Raw genomic sequence first — 19,743 nt, 5'->3', positions numbered from 1 at the left:
TGTCTTATTTTTTGATCATTACTTTTTTCCTTACCACAGATTTTCCATCAGTAATTTGAATAATATAAATACCGCTGGCGTAGCCCGAAACATCCAGTTGAAGGATCTTCTCTGTGAAGGATTTTCTACTGAACAATGGGGTACCTGAAGCATTTGCGATATCAATATCTAGCTTTTTACCTCCTACTTCTGACAAATCAATGTTTAGTATTCTGCTTGCTGGGTTAGGGAATATACTGATGGTTTCAGGGTTGATCGCTCCGTCATCTACCCCCGTGATTATAGCACCTTCACCAGATACATCCACAGAAACGTTACCAGCATTAGTAATGAACTCAATAGTTCCCGAATAAACTTTCACTTCCGTTGGTTTAAAACCGAAGGCGATGGTTCTGCTTTCTCCTGGGTTTACCATAATCCCTGTAACTGCTCCAATGAATCCTTCGGGGAACAGTACACTGTTGACAGTCAATGCTGCTTCTCCTTCATTGTGGATTGTAATATCGAAGTTGCTTGTTAGTCCTAAAGCCGTTACAGGAATATCGATATTTGTGGTAACTCGAAGTTCAGGTTCTGCCACATTAGTGACTGTTATGGTAAACGCTTTCTCGAAAGCTCCTCCTCTACCGTCATCGGTTTTCACCCGAATGCTGTAACTCGTCTTAGTTTCGAAATCAAAAACAGAGGCTGCTTTAAGACTTGTGCCCTCAATAACAAACTGCACATTGTCTGTACTTCCTGTTCCCGTTACCAAACTATAAGTGTGTCCAATAGATTGATCAGCATCTATTGTAGTGAAACTTCCTATCACCGCTCCCACCTGATTGTTCTCTGCAATGTTGGATGAGCTTATCGTTATGTCGGTTGGTGACAGATTGGTCACATATACTTCGCCTGTTAGTGAGCCTGACAATGGGTTATTGGCTGCATCTAAAATACTGCCATCGTCTTTTAGGTTTAGGCCTATGCTGCCTTGGCCTGATATGCCGATTACGGTTATGTCATAGGTTTTGGCATCTACTTGGGTCACAGAATTCAGGGTACCTGTTGCTGTGCCTGTCAAAATCACTTCAAAGTCTGTCAAATCTACGCCTGTTACATCTTCTGAGAAGATTGCTCTAAAGCCTACACTGGCTTTTAAGATTGGATTAGAGGTTTTTCTTGTGATTGAAGTTACCCTTGGCGCAGTACCATCAAAGGTGCTACTAATTGTATTGCCCGCTTTGTTGGAATTCCCAGGGGTATCAGTGACTTTATTGGCTGGAAGACCCACCGTCACTGTACCGTCTTTTCCTGGAGTAATTTCTACTTTCCATTGTTTGCCTACAACAACTTCTACCAAATTACTGGCTGTACCATTTGTTACTTGAATATCACTTAAAGCAAAACCTGTTACCACTTCATCAAAGCTAATATTCACTTCAAATTTGGTATTCGTCAATGTCCCTACAGCGGTGGTCAGCGTTACTGCTGGTGCTACTCCATCTACCAAAACACCCGCTGTACTAGCCACATTATTTAGGGCAAGTATGGCATCAGTGCCAAATTCATCTCGAATACTTCCTCCTCTCAGTTCGATTGAGCTTACCAATACCAAACCATCAGAATCTAGGTCATCTTCTTCCACAGTATAGCTGAAGGTAGCTGTTGTAGCAGCGATTACAGAGCCTTTCAGGCTCGCAGCCCTAGTACTGGAACCAATGGTCAATGGCAAACTAGGTGCACCTGTAATGGTAACAGGCAGAGCAAAGTTTACAGTAAAGCTCATCTCATCGCCAATGGCGTAAGTACCGTCATTTGGAACAGAAACAGAGGTAACAAATGATGCATCCACAATGGTCAATGTTCCAGCTACCAGGTTGAAACTGTAGTTATTGTCGCTGCCCCCGCTCAAGGTAATAGGTGCTGTTCCAGCCACTGTGGTCTCATCTGCCGTTGTCGAAGCTGTTGGCTCTGAATCGATCACCGACCTATCATCACCATTTACAAAGCCTGAATAACTGATGGTAAACGCTGGATTGGCCTGCCCCACTGCTCTTTGTTTGTCTTCCGCAGTGGCGGTTAGCGTAGCTTTTTCAATAGTCAGGGTACTGTTATTCGTTATTAGTGAATAATTATTGGCCGATCCACCAGACAGCGTGATATCATAAGTACCTGCATCACTTGTCTCATCTGCAGTTGTACTGGCAACTGGCACTGTGATATCACTTTCCTTATCTCCGTTCACAAAACCTGTATAACTAATTGTGAATTCAGGATTGGCTTCTCCATAGGTCTTCGACTTATCATCAGCAGTTACTGTTAGTACTGCTTTGTTGATAGTAAGTGTTCCACTGGCCAGGATGAAGCTGTAGTTATCAGCAACCCCTCCTGTCAGGTCAATATCGTAAATACCTACTCCTGTGGTAGCATCTACCACTGTTGAAGCCGTTGGTTCGGTAGTAATCACTGACTTATCCTCGCCATTTACAAAATCTGTGTAAACAATGGTGAAGGCTGGATTAGCATCACCATAAGTTTTAGACTTGTCTTCTGCCGTAGCTGTGATAGTTGCCTTGCTGATGGTCAGGGTTCCGCTCGTTAAGTTGAAGCTGTAATTAACAGCTGTTCCACCAGCAAGGTCGATATCATAAGTTCCTACTCCTGTTGTAGCATCTGCGGTTGTTGAAGCGCTTGGTTCGGTAGTAATCACTGACTTATCGTCTCCATTCACAAAGCCTGTGTAAGCAATGGTGAAAGCTGGATTGTCTTCGCCATAGGTTTTAGACTTGTCTTCTGCCGTGGCAGTTAGTGTAGCCTTACCGATAGTCAGGGTTCCGCTTGTTAAGTTGAAGCTGTAGTTATCAGCTGTTCCACCTGCAAGGTCGATGTCATAAGTTCCTACACCGGTTGTCGCATCTGCTGTTGTTGAAACGGTTGGTTCGGTAGTAATCACTGACTTATCCTCACCATTTACAAAACCTGTGTATGCAATGGTGAAGGCTGGATTGACTTCGCCATAAGTTTTAGACTTGTCATCAGCTGTGGCAGTTAAGGTTGCCTTGCCGATAGTCAGGGTTCCGCTTGTTAAGTTGAAGCTGTAGTTATCAGCTGTTCCACCTGCAAGGTCGATATCATATTTTCCTACACCTGTTGTCGCATCTGCTGTTGTTGAAGCAGTTGGCTCGGTAGCAATCACTGACTTATCCTCGCCATTCACAAAACCTGTGTAAACAATGGTGAATGCTGGGTTCGCTTCGCCATAAGTTTTAGACTTATCTTCTGCTGTGGCTGTGATGGTTGCCTTATTAACCGTCAGGTCTTGGGTTGCATCAGTAGCGGCCGCATAGCTGGCATCTCCAGCTTGCGAAGCCGTAATGGTTGTTTTACCAGCACCAACAATGGTGACTGTATTTCCGCTAACAGTCGCCACACTAGTGTTCGAACTAACATAAGTAACAGCCAGATTAGAAGAAGCCGTAGCTATCAGGTCAAAATTCGCATCGCCATAGGTTTTGGCTTCCAAAGTATTGAAAGTGATACTTTGGCTGATTTTACTAACCTCACCTTGCAAGCTACTTTCTACAGCTGTTCCTGCATTCAATCCATCATTTGGTGTTACTTCAAAGCTGATGTACTTATCTACATCGGCACTGGTTAGATCATAAGTTAAAGCTGTTGCTCCAGTAATGGCTGTTTTATTGGTGCCATTGGAATCGTCCGATCTGTACCATATGAAAGTGGAACCACTTTCGGCATCATTATCAGCATCACCATAAGTATAAGATCCTGTCAAGGTTTCGCCTACTGTCAAGGTTCCTGTAAAATCTACACCTGTTGCTGTAGGTAAAGCATTCAAGGAAATATTGACTCCATTGGCATCTGAGGCTAAACTATTCCCGCCAAAATCGGTGACCACATTATTGTTGTTGACATAAGTGATATTCAGGTTGAGTTGAGCCGTGCTCAAGTCAGCAACGGTCAGTACCAGCTCGTTGTCTTCAGCAGTTTCATCAGTTATGGTTTGAACTGTGAAATTGGTGCTATTGTCATCAGTCACGGTGAAATCTGTTGGGTGAGTACCCAGCATTTTTACTGGCTCGCTGAAGGTTAGAATGATTTGAGTTTCACTGTCCTTAGTAGCACTTACCAAAGTTGGGGCGGTCTGATCCAAATCAATCTTCACACCTGTTCCATCCAAAGGATAAAGGTTCCCGGCTAAATCAGCAATTGTACTTCCACCTGAGTGAAGGATTTCCAAATCGCCCAAGAACTCATCCAATGTATTGAAGTTGGCTATAATTTTATTGTCTCCAACTGTTCCATCTTCCACGGAAACGGCATTTTCCCACTTGCTATTTCCACCGTACACGGTAATATTATGATGTCCATTTGCACCAGGTTCTACTGGTTCACTGAAGGTTAGAGTGATCTGAGTGTCACTGTCCTTTGTAGCACTTACCAGACTTGGAGCCGTTTCATCATTGGTGACATTGATAGATGTGGCCGCAGAATTGTTATTACCAGCAGTATCCATTGCCTTGTTGGCCGCAACACCAACAGTTACCTGACCATCGGCTGATGGAGTGATTTTCGCAGTATAAACACTTGCGCTAGTGGTGCTAAAGCTACCCGCTGTTCCATTGGTTACAGAAATGTCATTTACATCGAAGCCCGTAACATCTTCTGAGAAAGTGAAGGTAGCCGTAAATGAACCTCTTTGAGCGTCATTGGCATTGCTTGTAATAGTTACGGTTGGCTGTACCAGGTCAATCACCAAGGTTTTTGTGGCAGAAGCAGGTGAATGATTTCCAGCATCATCCAATTCCTTCGCAGTGATTGAATAAGTACCAGCAGATAAGGTAGTTCCTTCATGGTTGAACAGCCAGGTAGTTGCATTATTAGTGTTGGCAATTCCTATGCTTGTTCCATCAATAAACACCTCTACCCTGCTATTGGCCGTGGCATTTCCTCCAATAATCAAGGTTTGATCGTTGGTAATGAAATCTGAATTAGAAGGTCCATTATCATTACCTACTGCCCCTGCACTTGGAGCCGAAACCGGGCCTGTAAGGTCTATCTGCAAGCTAAAGGCAGAAGAAGCTGCTGACTCATTGCCCGCCAAATCTGTTGCTTTGGCGGTAATGCTGTAAGTGTTTTCTGCCAAGGCATCCCTAGATCGATCTAAAGTCCAATCGCCATTAGCATCGGCATTGGTTGTACCCACACTGGTGTTGTCAATAAATACCTCAACGGTAGTATTGGCTTCCGCTGTGCCATGAATCTCAATGGCATCATCATTGGTCAAGCCATCAGAACTGCTGACACCTGTATCGTTGCTAATACCTGTTACCACTGGAGCACCAGGAGCAGTGATATCAACGGTTACACTTAGGGCTGTTGACTCAGCCGACTCATTGCCAGCAGCATCTGTAGCCTTAGCAGTGATGCTGTGTGTAGCCTCTGCAAGCGATGATCCAGTATGATCATAAGTCCAATTGCCTGAGCCATCTGCTGTGGTATTCCCTATACTGCTTCCACCAATAAATACTTCTACAGAAGCATTGGCCTCGGCCGTACCGCTGATTTCCAAAGTTTGGTCATTGGTTACATTATCCGTAGCACTGCTTCCTGCATCTGTTGAAATGCTTGCTACGATTGGGGCAGCTGGAACAGTTTCATCATTGACTACCCTTAGTTCTGATGCAGCTGTATTTCCATTACCACCCGCATCCTGTGCCTTATCGGCAGCAACATTTACGGTTACATTCCCATCAGCCAATGGAGTAATGGTTACCGTATAAATCTTCGCACTAGTTGTATTGAAACTACTTGCCGAACCATTACCTACTGAGATATCGCTTAGATCAAACCCTGAAACATCTTCGTTGAAAGTAAAGGTTGCTGTAAAGGCTCCACTTACCGTATTGGAAGAACTGGTAATTGACATGTATGGTGCTGAAGTATCGACTCTTACATCTGCTGCACCAGAAACACTAATCGAAGTGCTAGCATCATTTCCTGCTGCATCTTGAATTGTTCCTCCGTTAGTATTTATTGCAGAAACGCTAACACCATTGCCATCAATATCACCGGCAACTGTTGTGTATCTGAACACCAAAGTGTTTGTACCTGAACCACTATAATATGCTGCAGCCCTATTCTGTCCGCCCATGGCGATAGTAACACTTGGCGTGCCATTGGTTTCATCTACAAGTACAATATCATTGAAGACATAAGTAACATCTACATTGTCTCCCAATCCATAGGTTTTACCCACAATTGTACCTGTAGAAACTGACGGAGGAGTGATGTCTACTGTAATGTTTAATGCAGTTGAAGTAGCCGACTCATTGCCAGCAGCATCTGTAGCTTTGGCAGTGATGCTATGTGTAGCCTCAGTAAGGGTTGAACCCGAATGATCGAAAGTCCAATCTCCTGATCCATCGGCTGTGGTATTCCCTATACTGCTTCCTCCAATAAATACTTCTACAGAAGTATTGGCCTCGGCAGTACCGTTGATTTCTAAAGTTTGATCGTTAGTTAAATTATCTGTGGCACTGCTTCCTGCATCTGTTGAAATGCTTGCTACAATTGGGGCATCAGGTGCCGTTTCGTCATTGGTTACGCTTAGTTGGGTGGCTGCGGTATTCGCATTGCCTGCAATATCTGTGGCTTTATTCGCTAATACATCTACGGTTACTCCTCCATCGGCTGATGGCGAAATGGTAGCGGTGTAAATTTTTGCGCTTACAGTGCTAAAGTTGCTTGCTACACCGTTGCCTACCGATATGTCCTCTTGTGCAAAGTCCGTTACATCTTCTGAGAATGTGAACGTAGCCGTAAAGGTTCCACTTTGCGGATCATTGGCATTGCTTGTGATCGTTACTGTTGGGGCAGTCAGATCAATCACAACTTCTTGTGCTGTTGATGCACTGGAAGTATTCCCTGCGGCATCTGTAGCTTTTGCTGTAATTGAATATTCCCCTTCAGATAAATCTGTACCTGTATAATCTAACAGATAAGTACCCTGTCCATTTGTTGTGGTTGTACCAACGCTTGTGTTATCGATAAACACTTCTACACTACTATTGGCTTCCGCCAGCCCGCCAATTATCAGACTTTGATCGTTGGTGATAAAGTCTGAATTGGAAGGTCCATTATCATCGCCTACTGCCCCCACTGTTGGTGCTGATGGTGCTGTAGCATCCATATTGGTGTTATCCGTTACAGCAATTCCTTCATTACTAGCCGGGTCGGTTAGTTTGACTGATAAGGTCAACTCACCATCATTCAAACCTGAGAGGTCTGCTAAAGTGATTTGATCAGTTGCAGTGGCAACTGTACCAGACCCAGTCACATTTGTTCCTCCATTTTCTGAGCTTACAGTGTAGTTGTAGGTTGCTCCTACTTCTGCTCCGGCAAAGGTGAAAGTGGCATTTGTAGCTTCTGTTGCATTGATTAGATCATCATCCAGGCTTACAGAATACCCGCTTGGGGCTGTTACATCGAGGAGAATTTCCACTCCGGTAGCATCGGCAGCTAAGTTATTACCTCCAAAGTCACTTATGTTTCCGCTGGAAGGATCATAGGTAATTGTAATTTTTCCTACCGCACTGCTTAAATTATCAAAACCAAGTATCAGTTGGTTGTCTTCTGCCGTACCATCTGTTAAGGAAAGTATACAGAAACCATTGCTATTGGCATCTTCTACAGTGAAGTTACTGGCATCGGCACCATCTATTTGCACCTTTTCACTAAAGGTTAAAGTAATCTGACTGTCAGAATCTTTTGTGGCACTTACCAGCGTTGGCGCTGTATTGTCCAAATCAATGGTTACGCCTGTGGCATCAGTAGTTAACGCATTGCAGGCAAAGTCAACTACTTCATTGTTATTATTGACATAAGTGATGATTATATCACCTAAGGCATCGCTTAAATCCGCTACCGTTAAAGTCACCTCATCATCTCCAACAGTTCCATTATCGATGGCACTTACTACGTAGGTGTTCCCTACACCATCCTTAACCGTAAAGTCAGTAGGGTTAGCCTCTAAAACATCTACATTTTCACTAAAGGTGATGGTGATTTCAGTATCACTGTCCTTAGTGGCACTGGCTAGGGTCGGTGCTACGGCATCGGCTGAGGCACTAATTACCACTCCCGTATCATCCGTATTTTGAACCCAATCATTCAAGTCGGAAATCTCATCATTATTGTTGGTATAAGTAATGGTTAAATCTCCCACCGCAAACTCTAGGCTGGCTACTGTTAATACAATGTCCGTATCACCAGCAGTACCATCTACTTGAGCTGTAACTTCAAAAGTATTGCCACGGCAGTCGGTTACCACAAAGTCGGTTGGATTGGTACCTTTGGTCTGTACATTCTCACTATAGGTAATTGTAATAGTATTGTTATCGGTTTTAACTGCGCTTATCATTGAAGGCCTATTACTTACACCAGAGAACCAGCCCATATCGCCATCGAGGTTAGCCACAATAAAATCCAGCACTCCATCTCCATTCAAATCAGCCAAACGGCCAAGGCTGTGCTGCCCTACATCGAAATTCTTTAGTACATCCGGTAAGTAGCCATTGCTTTTATTTACGTTGAGAAACTCAGGGGCATTGGCGGTACCAGAATTCAGAATAACCTGAAAAGTACCGTCCGTATTACCGGAAATCAAATCCAGGTCACCATCATTATCTATATCTGCAAAACTGGGTTCGGACAGCGTACTTCCTGATCTATTAGCAACAGGACTAAAGTCTTCGAAAGGGCTGTTTTCACGATATTTCCTTGAGAACTGAGGAACTTCCTTTGTACCAATATTCTCGGCATAGCTAATGGTATCATTCCCCATCACGATCAAATCGAAATCATCATCACCATCCAGATCAGCGAAGCTTGGCGAGGCAAAACTTCCATAGTTCGTATGGAACCACTCAGTACCATTGTCTGGATCTGCGAAGAGCCCATCAATTTCCTGAAACTCAAACACAGGATTACCAATATCTCCAATATTGCGAAAGAAAACGACATCATTCATTGCCGCTGCGCTAACGCCTAGTTGGGTAGCTTTATTAGCATCCCACCCCGTTTGGTTTCCAACAAACAAATCCAGATCTCCATCATTATCTATATCTACCAAAACAGGCCTTGCACCTTCATTGCTAGTGCCTGGTTTTGTATCCAATGAATCGATCGTTGGAATCCATCCAGTTTCAAACTCCCAATTGGGAGCTGTAGAAGTGCCTACATTCCTCATTGGATATACTCTTCCGGTGAAGGATCCAACTAGAAAATCAATATCACCATCTCCATCTAGGTCTCCCGGAGCAAAGCCAGGAAGTCTTGCATCACTACCATCTGGTATTGCTACATTAAGCCCATTGTGATTTGCACCATTGAAAGCTCCGCTTCCTCCTTCCAACACAAAGCTAGCCGGCCATTCTCCAAATGGTGGGCGAACATACTCTTCCTTAGTATAGCTTTCTGAAGTAACAGGAGCAGTATTGGAAAGATCTTCCACTGTAGTTACGACTGACTCGTAAACTTGGAATGCCAAATCAAGATCTGTGAGATGTGAGGTACTGTTCATACCTGTAAAAATCACATGGCCATTGGCGAAACCTGCATTGGTACTGGCTACTATTGCATGGCTACCAGAACCAGAGAAGCCCGAGAACAGAAAAGAATACGTGTTCCCTTGTGTCAGTTGCGGTAAAGTAGGAATGGCAAAGCTTTGACCTCCGGCATCCGTACTGTTCGTAATGTTAACTGTTTGACTTGTTATTAAGGTACCACTTTGAGTTTGGTCTCCATCATAGATACTCAACGTAGCAGTTCCTGAAAAACTGTGATTACCAGACTCAGGGTAAATTGTAATCTTAGATAACCTGTTAGATGTAGCTGCGGTGAACGTCTGCCCGATAAAAGATTGATTCAAATAATCGCCTGAGCCGTTATAATCCGTTTCAAGATTTTCGTTTGCAGTGAAGGTGGCGATGTCATTACTCCCACTTTCACCATCTACCCCTTTAATACCTAAGCTTATTGTACCCACCGCATTGTCCAGGCCTGATATCGTAACATCGTATACTCCAGCGCTTACAAGACTTACCGAAGATACTGTACCGTTTACGGTACTATTTAATACAAAGTCAGTGACATCCACATTAGTTACTTCGTCACTAAAGGTTACCCTGAAAACAACAGTAGTCGAGCCGGTGGTTTCAGTTGAAGGTGCCTGACGGGTAATGCTCAAAACTCCTGGAGGATAACTTGGTAATGGTCCCTGTAAGGAGCTCTCCACGGCTGCCCCCGCAGAGTTTCCATCGTTGGGTGTTACTTCAAAGCTGATATACTTTGTGGCCTCCGCCAATGTAAGTGTGTAAGTTTTGGAGGTAGCCCCATTAATAGCAGTTTTATTGGTTCCGCTAGCATCATCGGAACGGTACCATTGAAAAGTGGTACCACTTTGTGCATCATTTTCAGCATCGGCATAATCATAGGCACCCGTAAGTACTTCATTCACTTCCAATGTACCCGAAAAAGTTACGTTAGAAGCAGTTGGTGCAACATTTATCGCTTCTAATGTGTAACTCTCAGAGGTTTGAGGAGCAGTTGCTCTTAAAGCATCACCAGCAGTTACTGTTCCTTCATAAATATCAATTTTCAGGTCAAAGTCTGTATGGGTACTAGTACTGGTTCCTGTGAATATCACTCTACCACCAGCATAGTTACCCGAAGTGCTAGATTCTAGTGCGTGCGAGCCACTTCCTGTGAAGTTGTTCATTACTATACTGTAAACCTCACCCTGAGTAAGTTGAGCTGGGGTTTCCAGCATAAATGTCTGTCCACCAGCATCAGTGCTACTGGTTAAGCTAATTGTTTGTGATTCAATTAATGATGCACCACCCGCAAGTTCATTTCCACTGTACACCTTAAGGTCTGCTGTTCCACTAAAGCTGTAGTTTCCTGATTTCGGGTAAATAGTATAAGCAGTAAGATAATTATCTGTTGTGGCTGTAAAGGTTTGGCCGAGTTTCGCCTGATCTAAATAATCGTTCGTATTGGTCTGGGTAATTGTTTTAGCGCCTGTATCAACTATGGTTCTTTTAATATCATTGGAACCGCTGGCTCCATCCACTCCTTTAATTTGAAGCGACAGAGAACCATCTGCATTGGTCAGGTTATTGACCACAACGTCATAGGTCTTTGCATCAACTTTAGTAATCGATGCAATTTCACCATCAACAGTAGAATTGAGTAAGAAATCGTCTGTTGTAACGTTTGTGGCATTATCGTCAAAAGTTACCCTAAATGTTACACTTTGTGCAGAAACAGTTGCGTCAGTAGGGTCTTGTCTTTCTATACTCGTCACTACAAAAGGACCAAGTACTGGCCCCTTCAAGGTGCTTTGAACAGCCGATCCGACATCTGTACCATCACTTGGGGTTACCTCAAAGCTGATGTATTTGTCCACATCATCTTCTGTGAGAGTATATGTTAAAGCTGTTGCACCCGAAATAGTTGTTTTATTGGTTCCAGAAACGTTATCTGAGCGATACCATTTGAAAGTTGAACCGCTTTCTTGATTATCATCGTCATGACTGTAAGTATATGCCCCTGTTAGTTCTTCTCCAATAGACATTGTTCCTGAGAAAGTGACATTAGAAGCCACAGGCAAGGCACTTGGAGAACCTTCAATAATTTCAATTACGATATCCGAAGTACTGAAATTGTCGAAACCGCCCTGTAGCCCGTCAAATGTTCCAGCGTAGGTTCCAGTTGTCAGGTCTCCAAATGTGGCACCACTCAAAGTAAATGTTGAGCTCCCCGATAGGCTATAGGATGTATTTGCTGCCATACTCTTAATAGAACTCACATCGAAGGCAATATCATCGTAATCCGAACCGGTGTCATCATCAATGACAATCGCACTGAAGATAACAGGTGTAACCCCATCGCTTAAAGTCAAATCTCCTGAAAGATTAAATGTTTTAAAATTAATACTTGAATTGGTGTAGTTAAATGAAGCGTTTCCGAATATCTGATTATACCCATTACTGGTAGTCCATGAAGCACCCTTGCCATTAGTGGTTGCAGAACCCGAACCAACGACTGTGAGCATAGTTGCAGAAGCTGACTCGCCATAGATGGTAAACTTGATCTGGGCAAACCCTGTGGATTGCAGGAAGAAGATTAAGAATAGCGCCACTAGAGACACACTCCTTTTCAATAATGGTTCAATAACTTTTGTTAACATAACACGCATTTCGGTGAAGATTAATTCAATATGAAAGTGCGGCCATTTATTGCGAGGAAATTAGAAATGTGCGTGAACGCCTAATATTTGGGTGTGAAGATTGGAGATAAGGGAATTGAATTTAAGTTGGGAGTCGAATACTGGTAATGGTTGATAAACGATAGTCTATAGATAGAAAGCTTGAAATTTGGTACCTTATCTTATGGTATGTGGTAAAACACCTATTAGCTCTACATCAGAAGATTCAGCCAATTGGCGCGGGGTAATAACAGTTTCTTTTACTTGCAAAGAAGCTAAAGGTTTAGACGATGTAAACGACTGATGGAAAAAATCTGTACTTAATTTTAAGTCTGGATGCACCTTTATTTCGGGGTCTGCTTCCATTTCATTCACTTCTAATTCAAAGCCAGCATTTTTGTAGACCATCGCTACTAAAGTAGAGCATGCCACCATTTTTTTCTGGTGATTATTACTGTATTCATTAATGAGTGACTGAATGATATCAATCATTTTTTTGGCGCCCCATTCTCCTAAATGCTTTTCGAGCATTTTATACAAAGTACCATCTGTATAACGCATAGAACAAATAACAGCTAAAAGCCAAGCGGCTTCATAGGAATACGGAATGGATACATCATCATAAAAAGCTCGTATTGCTGAATTGATTTTATCTTGGAAATGAACTGGTCGATTTTTCCTTCGGTACACATAAATATTTTTCACCCCTTCCCCTCTCAGAGTAGCTTCAAGTTCGGCTTGCCCTATTCCTGCACGCCCTGCTTGAACTATTCTATTTAGATTCTCGGGTATTTTATTCTGCCCACGATTAACATCTACGTTTCCCCAAATGGCCGCATGATAGATATTTCTGTAGTCTTTCCCTTCTTTACCTGGGTCGAACCAAGGAATTAGATAGAGCAACAGATAAAAAGCAGCGTGCATTCGCTTTTTTGGATCTTCTTCAAAGTAGTCTTTCTTAAGTTCATCTAAGAATTTGACATAGCTGAAGTCTTGATTTTCGAAAATGAGAATATCTCCAATTTGCAGATCGGATTGCCTTAATACCTTCATGTTCTTTGAATTAAACCTCAATATATCTTTTACTGAAATTCGCTCAAGGTTTTGTGCGTCAGATGCCTAATAAAAGGCGTAAACGTTAGAGTTTAAGGAGGGAAGTAAGTTTACAGCATTTGTAAGCGATTGATCAAGTTGTCTTTATATGATTTTCCTAATGGTATTTCATTACCATTAATTCTTACCACAAACAGATTTAAATCAATGTCCTCAATTTTTGAAGCATTCACAATATGTGACCTATGGGTTTGCACGAAAACGGAAGGATCAAGCTTTTCGGCAATATCTTTTAGCGATTGCCTCAAAACATATTTTTTAGCAGGTACATGAAGTATGCTATACTTATCCTCTACTTCAACCCAGAAAACATCATCAATATCCACCTTAATTAATCGATTTCGCTCCTTTACAAAAAAGGAATTACTCGCCAGTATCACATTTGATTCCTCCTCTAAAGCTCGGTTATCCTCTGTATGTGCTCTGCAAAAGGCTAATTCAATGCTACGTTGAAGTGTGTCTGGGTCAAAAGGTTTAATTAAATAAGCATACGGTGCGGTTTCTTTGGCCTTTTCAAATGTCTCTCTATCATCGAAAGAAGTAATGAATATAATTGGGGTGGGTTGAACAGATTGAAACTCTTTTGCTACGTCAATCCCTGTCATTTCTCCGTTTAGGTTAATATCCATTAGAACAATGTCAGGCTTGCTGGTCTTGAATAATTTTAGGGCTGTTTTTCCTTCTTGGGCAACACCAATAACCTGATACCCGAGTTCATCAATAAACATTTCAAGGGTATCGGAGTAGTTGGGCTCGTCTTCAACTATAAGAACATTCATACTTTTGGTTAAGAGTAAAAGCAGCTCAAAGTAATGTATAACTCTTTACTAAAAACACCTTTTCAAACAACTTTCAAATAATTCCATTATAAGTACAACAGAAATCCGAACATCTCTAATTTTTCTATGAGTTAAGCAGTGGGTAAAGTCACGGTAAATGTTGTACCTACATTCAATTTGCTCGTTACAGCAATATGTCCCCTGTTCATCTGTACAAATTCATTACAGAGCTTCAGGCCTAAACCAAAGCCCTTTTCACCCCTCTGCCCTATGTGCCCTTGTACATTTGAATTAAACAGTTGGGCTAAAGTCTGTTTATCCATGCCAATACCTTGATCTTCAATTTCTAACTCTACAAAATCATTTTTTTGCTGAGTTGAAATCTTTATTCCACCTCCATCTTTGGTAAATTTCAGTGCATTGCTCAACAAGTTTCGGATAATTGTAGAAGTAGTGTTTACATCTGCAAAAACATACTTAGCAGATATTTCGCATACTATACTGATGCCCTTAGATTCGGCCAAAGACCGATATAGCTCAATATTTTCGTTTACCAAAGCGGATAGATCTAGCTTAGCAGGATGATGAGGGACTCCACCTGTTTGCGATGTAGCCCAATTGAGTAAATTGTTTAGCAAATGGTTCAATTGATCTATAGACTGATCAATCTTTGCCCCCATTTCAAGCAGTTTTTCTAGTTTTTCCTTCCTTATAAAGTATTCAAGTTTTTGCCCTACTCCCTGTAAGGCAATCATTGGACTACGAAGGTCGTGGGCAATAATGGAAAAGAACTTATCTTTAGTTGCATTGGCCTCTTTCAGCTCTTGGGTTCTTTCTTCTACTTTCTGTTCTAAAACTTCCCGCTGCTCGCTTAAAAGTCTCGTTTTAAACTGCTCCTTTTCCAGTTCCTTTTCGGCAATTTCCTTACGCATTCCTTTAATTCTGGCTGCTAGAGCAAAAGAAAGCAGTACTACCTCTATGGCACCTCCAAATTCAATTCCATAAGCGGTTACCCAATGCTCACCTATAAGCCCCGCCCCACGGAAGGTCATTAATATAATACCTAACATGTAGGGTATCCATGCAATTACATAATAAATGGCAGTGGTGTACCCTTTAAAATAGGTTCTCAGACCAATTATAATGTAAGAAGGAAATGTGATGATAACCAGTAGTCTACCAAACAAGAGTAACTCGGTAGCGGTATAAAAAAGACTGAGTATAGCCAGTAATAAACTAGCAAAACAAATAACCCATAAAAAAGCATTCATTTTTGGGTCGAACTTTTTCAAGTTCAAGAAATTAGCAGCAAATCTGCTTGAGAAAACCATACTTAGGCTTCCGAATGTTAGATAAATGTGTTGATCGAGGGCTGGGTTGTTCGGCCAAATAAAATAATACCCAAATCCATTTAGCACCAATGATGCGCACAATCCCATAATGGTAGCTCCCACATAAAAAAGATACGAGGTGTCTTTTAAAAACAGATATAACAGAAAGTTATATGAGGCCATTATGAACATCAAACCAAAAAACACTCCCAGTAAGAGCATTCTGGTCATTTGATGAGCATTGTATTCTGATTTTGGCTTGATTAGAATTGGTACGGCCATGCTCACAATAGTTTCTACTCGAACATAAATCGTGTTATTTTCTATATCTGGATCGATTGGAAAGGCATACACAATTCCCCCATAATCATTTGTTCGTGGAGAATAAGCATGCCCCGCCTTTTGTTCCTTCCATACGGTGTCAACAGACGTCTTTGTGAACACACTGATGTAATCCAAAGAAGGTTGATTAATCTCTAGCATTAAAGGCCCTGATGGCGGATGAGTCAGTTCAATTCGAAACCAATAAGGCCTATGATCAAACCCAAAGTTTGGCGACTTAAGAGGGGTTGCATCAAAAGCACTTTGCACTTCACCCAGCTGTAGCTCATCAATTGATAATTTGCCCGCACTATCGACAAAATAGTGAATACTGTATTCAAGGTTTGAAGATGTATTTTGTGCAGACAGATTATGAGAGGTTAAAAAACCTGTATACAATACTAAAAGACCTATAATGAGCCTAAATTCCAAAGTGGTAAATAATTCAGTTGAGTATATAGTAAGCTAAGAGCAATCTATAATCAATTTATTAAGTCTACAAAACGAATTGATAAGCGGTGAGTCGTTCTGAGGTTTACGATTCTAAAATTCAATTGTGTATTTAAGATTTAATAATTCGTTTACAGTTTTTACTCATCATTTACTGGTCAATTCAACTTTCAATTTCCTAGCTTTGTCAAAAAAAAGCGATGTTCAATTTCAAGGAAATTCTATCTGTAACCCTGATCTTATTTTCAGTTATCGATATTCTGGGTTCTATTCCGATTGTTATCGACCTGAGAAAAAAAGTAGGCCATGTTCAATCAGGAAAAGCAACTTTAGTCGCAGGCATCTTAATGATCCTCTTCCTTTTTGTAGGCGATAATCTTCTGGGCTTATTTGGAATCGATGTGGGTTCTTTTGCTATAGCCGGAGCTATCATCATGTTCATTATAGGAATGGAAATGATTTTGGGCAGAAGTTTCTTTAAAAATGAACCTGTTGAAGGTGCAAATAACACGTCATCTATTGTTCCGATTGCTTTTCCGCTAATTGCCGGAGCAGGCACACTCACCACTATAGTTTCTATTAAAGCAGAGTACAGTGAACTCAATATTCTAGTAGGAATCGTTGTTAACTTGGCCTTTGTTTACTTAGTATTAAAATCTACCAACTGGTTAGAGAAAAAGATAGGTGCAGGCGGAATCAGTGTTTTGCAAAAAGTATTCGGTATTATTCTTCTATCAATCGCCATCAAACTTTTCAAAGACAACATTATTAATCTATGATTATTATCTATACTGACGGTTCTTCTCGTGGAAACCCTGGCCCTGGAGGTTATGGCACAGTACTTAAGTACAAAGAACACCGAAAAGAACTTTCAGAAGGCTTTAGAAAAACCACCAACAACCGAATGGAGTTACTCGCTGTGATCATGGGTTTAGAAGCCATTAATGTAGCCAACGCCCCTGTAACCGTTTATTCCGATTCTAAATATGTAATCGACTCTGTTGAAAAAGGTTGGCTTTGGGGCTGGATAAAGAAAGGTTTTAAAGGAAAGAAGAATAAAGACCTCTGGCTGCGTTTTGCTGAAGTGTATAAAAAACACCGTGTCACTTTTCAATGGGTGAAAGGCCATGCGGGTAATATCGAAAACGAAAGGTGTGACCAATTAGCGGTAGAAGCAGCCATGGGAAATGACTTGAAAGTTGACACCGAGTTTGAAAACGGCATCAACGATTTTTAAGTTAAAAGGATCATATTTTATCTGAGTATGCAGAATTGATAATTCCCAATTCGTAAATCTAAATTCTAAGCTTCGCAATGGCCAATTCATTCTTTCAATTCAAGCAGTTCAGAATAGAGCAGGGCAATTGCGGAATGAAAGTAACCACCGAAGGTTGCTTGTTTGGTGCTCTTAGGCTAACACCAAGTACTTTCAATCCTAAGCGAATTCTAGATATTGGAACTGGCACCGGGCTTTTGGCACTAATGAAGGCCCAACAAACTGATGCCTTTATTGATGCGGTAGAAATTGACGAAACCGCATTTAAACAAGCTAAAATAAACTTTGAGAGCTCACCTTGGTCCAATCGCTTATCTGGATTTCATACAGATTTACTCGAATTCGAACCAAACCACCTCTACGATCATATCATCTGCAATCCGCCATTTTTTCAGGACAATCAGCTTGGAAGCAATCGCCAAAAGAATCAAGCCATCCATAATTCCAGTCTTACTTTTGAAGATTTGGCTACCAGCATCTCCAGACTTTTGAATTCTGAAAAAGGAATTGCTTCGGTTATTTATCCAGAGTATGAAATGAGTTTATTTAGCCAAAAAATGCAAGAAAGGGGTTTTCATGTAGTGGCCGACATTAGAGTTCTTAATCAAATGAGCAAACCTGTTTTTAGAAAGGTAAAATCATTTTCTCTAATAAAACCTGAGTTAGAAATTACTGAAACCTTGATTATTAAAGAAGAGAATGGCGCATACACCGATCAATTTACCTACCTACTAAAGGACTATTACCTCCACCTCTAATCTGAATTTGAGCAGAAACTATTAATTGTTGCAGAGCCTGATTTATCTAAATATCTTCACCCCAATTACTCATTAAATAATATGCAAGTTTTAGGAATTGACATTGGTGGTACTGGAATCAAAGGCGCTATTGTAGATACAATAACAGGTCAAATGGTTTCGGAAAGGTACAGGCTAGACACCCCCCAACCTTCTACACCAGAGGCCTTGGCCAAAACTGTAAAAAAGTTAATCGATCATTTTGAATGGAAAGGCAATGTGGGTTGTGCATTTCCTACCGTGGTTATTAAAGGAAAAGCTATATACAGCAGCAATTTAGACGATTCTTGGGTGGGTACACAAATAGACGAAACGTTTAGTAAATATTGCGATGGTCTAAAATTCACTGTAATAAATGATGCCGATGCAGCTGGTATTGCAGAAATGCGATTTGGTGCTGGTAAAGGCCTCGATGGCCTTGTCATTACAATTACTATTGGCACAGGTCTAGGTAGCGGTGTTTTTTACAATGGGCAGCTCATTCCTAATTTTGAACTAGGCCGCATCTATGGCATTGATGGAAATGTAATTGAGCATTATGCAGCAGGTTCTGCGAAAACCAGAGAAGACTTAAGCTTTAAAGAGTACGGAAAACGTTTTAATTTCTTTCTGAAGCATATAGAAAGAATCTGCTCACCAGACCATATTATTATTGGAGGCGGCTTGAGCAAGAAAATACATAAGATCGAAAAGCATATTAAAATTAACACTCCATATTCTGTATCGGCCAAGCTTAACAATTCTGGTATTGTTGGTGCGGCCATGTATGCGGCTGAAAAGGGATAAACTCAGAGCAGTAACCTCTCCCCCTCTATTTGCCTTATAACGAAACAGTTTATTACAACTAAAATAATGGCTTCAACTTATAACTAGAAGATTCATTAGTCATAAAAAAAGCGGCTGAATCAGTGATTCAGCCGCTTTTTAATTCTATATCCTAAGGGATTACTCAGCTACAACGTTGAATTTAACGTCTTTCTTCACCGACTTATGCAAATCGATTTCAGCCTCGTACTCACCAATCATTTTCACTTCACCTTTGAAAGAAATTTTCTTTCTGTCAACTTCCACACCTTTGGCAACTTTTAAAGCATCAGAAATTTGTAGGGTAGTTACCGCTCCAAAAATCTTCCCGCTATCACCAGCCTTTGCTTTAATTTCAAGTACAGTATCTCCAATCGCATCAGCAATTGCTTGAGCATCTGCCATGATTTTTTCAGCTTTGTGCGCCATTTGCTTTACTGTTTCTTCAGTGTGCTTCTTGTTAGATGCACTAGCGATAACAGCAAATCCTTGTGGAATAAGGTAGTTTCTTCCGTATCCTGGCTTTACAGCAACAATATCGTTTTTATAACCTAAGCCCTTGATATCAGTCTTTAATATTACTTCCATTCTGCTCTACTTT

Annotated in this window: 9 protein-coding genes; 4 read left to right on the top strand and 5 right to left on the bottom strand. The window is 41.3% G+C overall.

Annotated elements, in window-relative coordinates; translation table 11 throughout:
- Nucleotides 1-4 precede the first annotated feature (4 nt).
- The 4 genes from AWW67_RS03070 to AWW67_RS03055 all read right to left on the bottom strand — a co-directional run bounded on the left by AWW67_RS03070 (nucleotide 5) and on the right by AWW67_RS03055 (nucleotide 16,247).
- Nucleotides 5-12,253, bottom strand: a complete 12,249-nt coding sequence (locus AWW67_RS03070; RefSeq protein WP_062300171.1) for a T9SS type A sorting domain-containing protein — start codon at nucleotides 12,251-12,253, stop codon at nucleotides 5-7.
- A 195-nt stretch (nucleotides 12,254-12,448) separates the two neighbouring features.
- Nucleotides 12,449-13,324, bottom strand: coding sequence for a hypothetical protein (locus AWW67_RS03065; protein WP_062300170.1), 876 nt, complete (start codon nucleotides 13,322-13,324; stop codon nucleotides 12,449-12,451).
- Between the two features lie 110 nt (nucleotides 13,325-13,434).
- Nucleotides 13,435-14,163, bottom strand: coding sequence for a LytR/AlgR family response regulator transcription factor (locus AWW67_RS03060; protein ID WP_062300168.1), 729 nt, complete (start codon nucleotides 14,161-14,163; stop codon nucleotides 13,435-13,437).
- A gap of 131 nt (nucleotides 14,164-14,294) precedes the next feature.
- Nucleotides 14,295-16,247 carry a sensor histidine kinase gene (locus tag AWW67_RS03055; protein ID WP_082338199.1) on the bottom strand — a complete coding sequence of 651 codons (1,953 nt, stop codon included), beginning with the start codon at nucleotides 16,245-16,247 and terminating at the stop codon, nucleotides 14,295-14,297.
- A gap of 218 nt (nucleotides 16,248-16,465) precedes the next feature.
- Between AWW67_RS03055 and AWW67_RS03050 the strand changes: the two genes are divergently transcribed.
- The 4 genes from AWW67_RS03050 (at nucleotide 16,466) to ppgK (ending at nucleotide 19,124) form a co-directional block, all read left to right on the top strand.
- Nucleotides 16,466-17,044, top strand: coding sequence for a MarC family protein (locus AWW67_RS03050; RefSeq protein WP_053224662.1), 579 nt, complete (start codon nucleotides 16,466-16,468; stop codon nucleotides 17,042-17,044).
- Nucleotides 17,041-17,502, top strand: coding sequence for a ribonuclease HI (rnhA, locus tag AWW67_RS03045; protein ID WP_053224661.1), 462 nt, complete (start codon nucleotides 17,041-17,043; stop codon nucleotides 17,500-17,502). The genes AWW67_RS03050 and rnhA overlap by 4 nt, the downstream gene beginning before the upstream one ends.
- Before the next feature lie 77 nt (nucleotides 17,503-17,579).
- The gene (locus AWW67_RS03040) at nucleotides 17,580-18,299 is read left to right on the top strand and encodes a tRNA1(Val) (adenine(37)-N6)-methyltransferase (protein ID WP_062300167.1); all 720 of its coding nucleotides are present in this window, start codon (nucleotides 17,580-17,582) and stop codon (nucleotides 18,297-18,299) included.
- Between the two features lie 81 nt (nucleotides 18,300-18,380).
- Entirely contained in the window at nucleotides 18,381-19,124 is a 744-nt protein-coding gene (ppgK, locus tag AWW67_RS03035; protein WP_062300165.1) for a polyphosphate--glucose phosphotransferase, read from the top strand.
- A gap of 159 nt (nucleotides 19,125-19,283) precedes the next feature.
- On the opposite strand, the gene rplI is transcribed toward ppgK, so the two are convergent.
- A complete protein-coding gene (gene rplI, locus AWW67_RS03030; protein ID WP_053224658.1) occupies nucleotides 19,284-19,730 on the bottom strand; it encodes a 50S ribosomal protein L9 in 447 nt (148 codons plus the stop codon).
- Nucleotides 19,731-19,743: the final 13 nt, after the last annotated feature.

This window comes from Roseivirga seohaensis (assembly GCF_001592945.1).
Taxonomy (GTDB): domain Bacteria; phylum Bacteroidota; class Bacteroidia; order Cytophagales; family Cyclobacteriaceae; genus Roseivirga; species Roseivirga seohaensis.
Note: the sequence above shows the minus strand (reverse complement) of the source record. Positions and strands in the feature narration are given on the sequence as shown.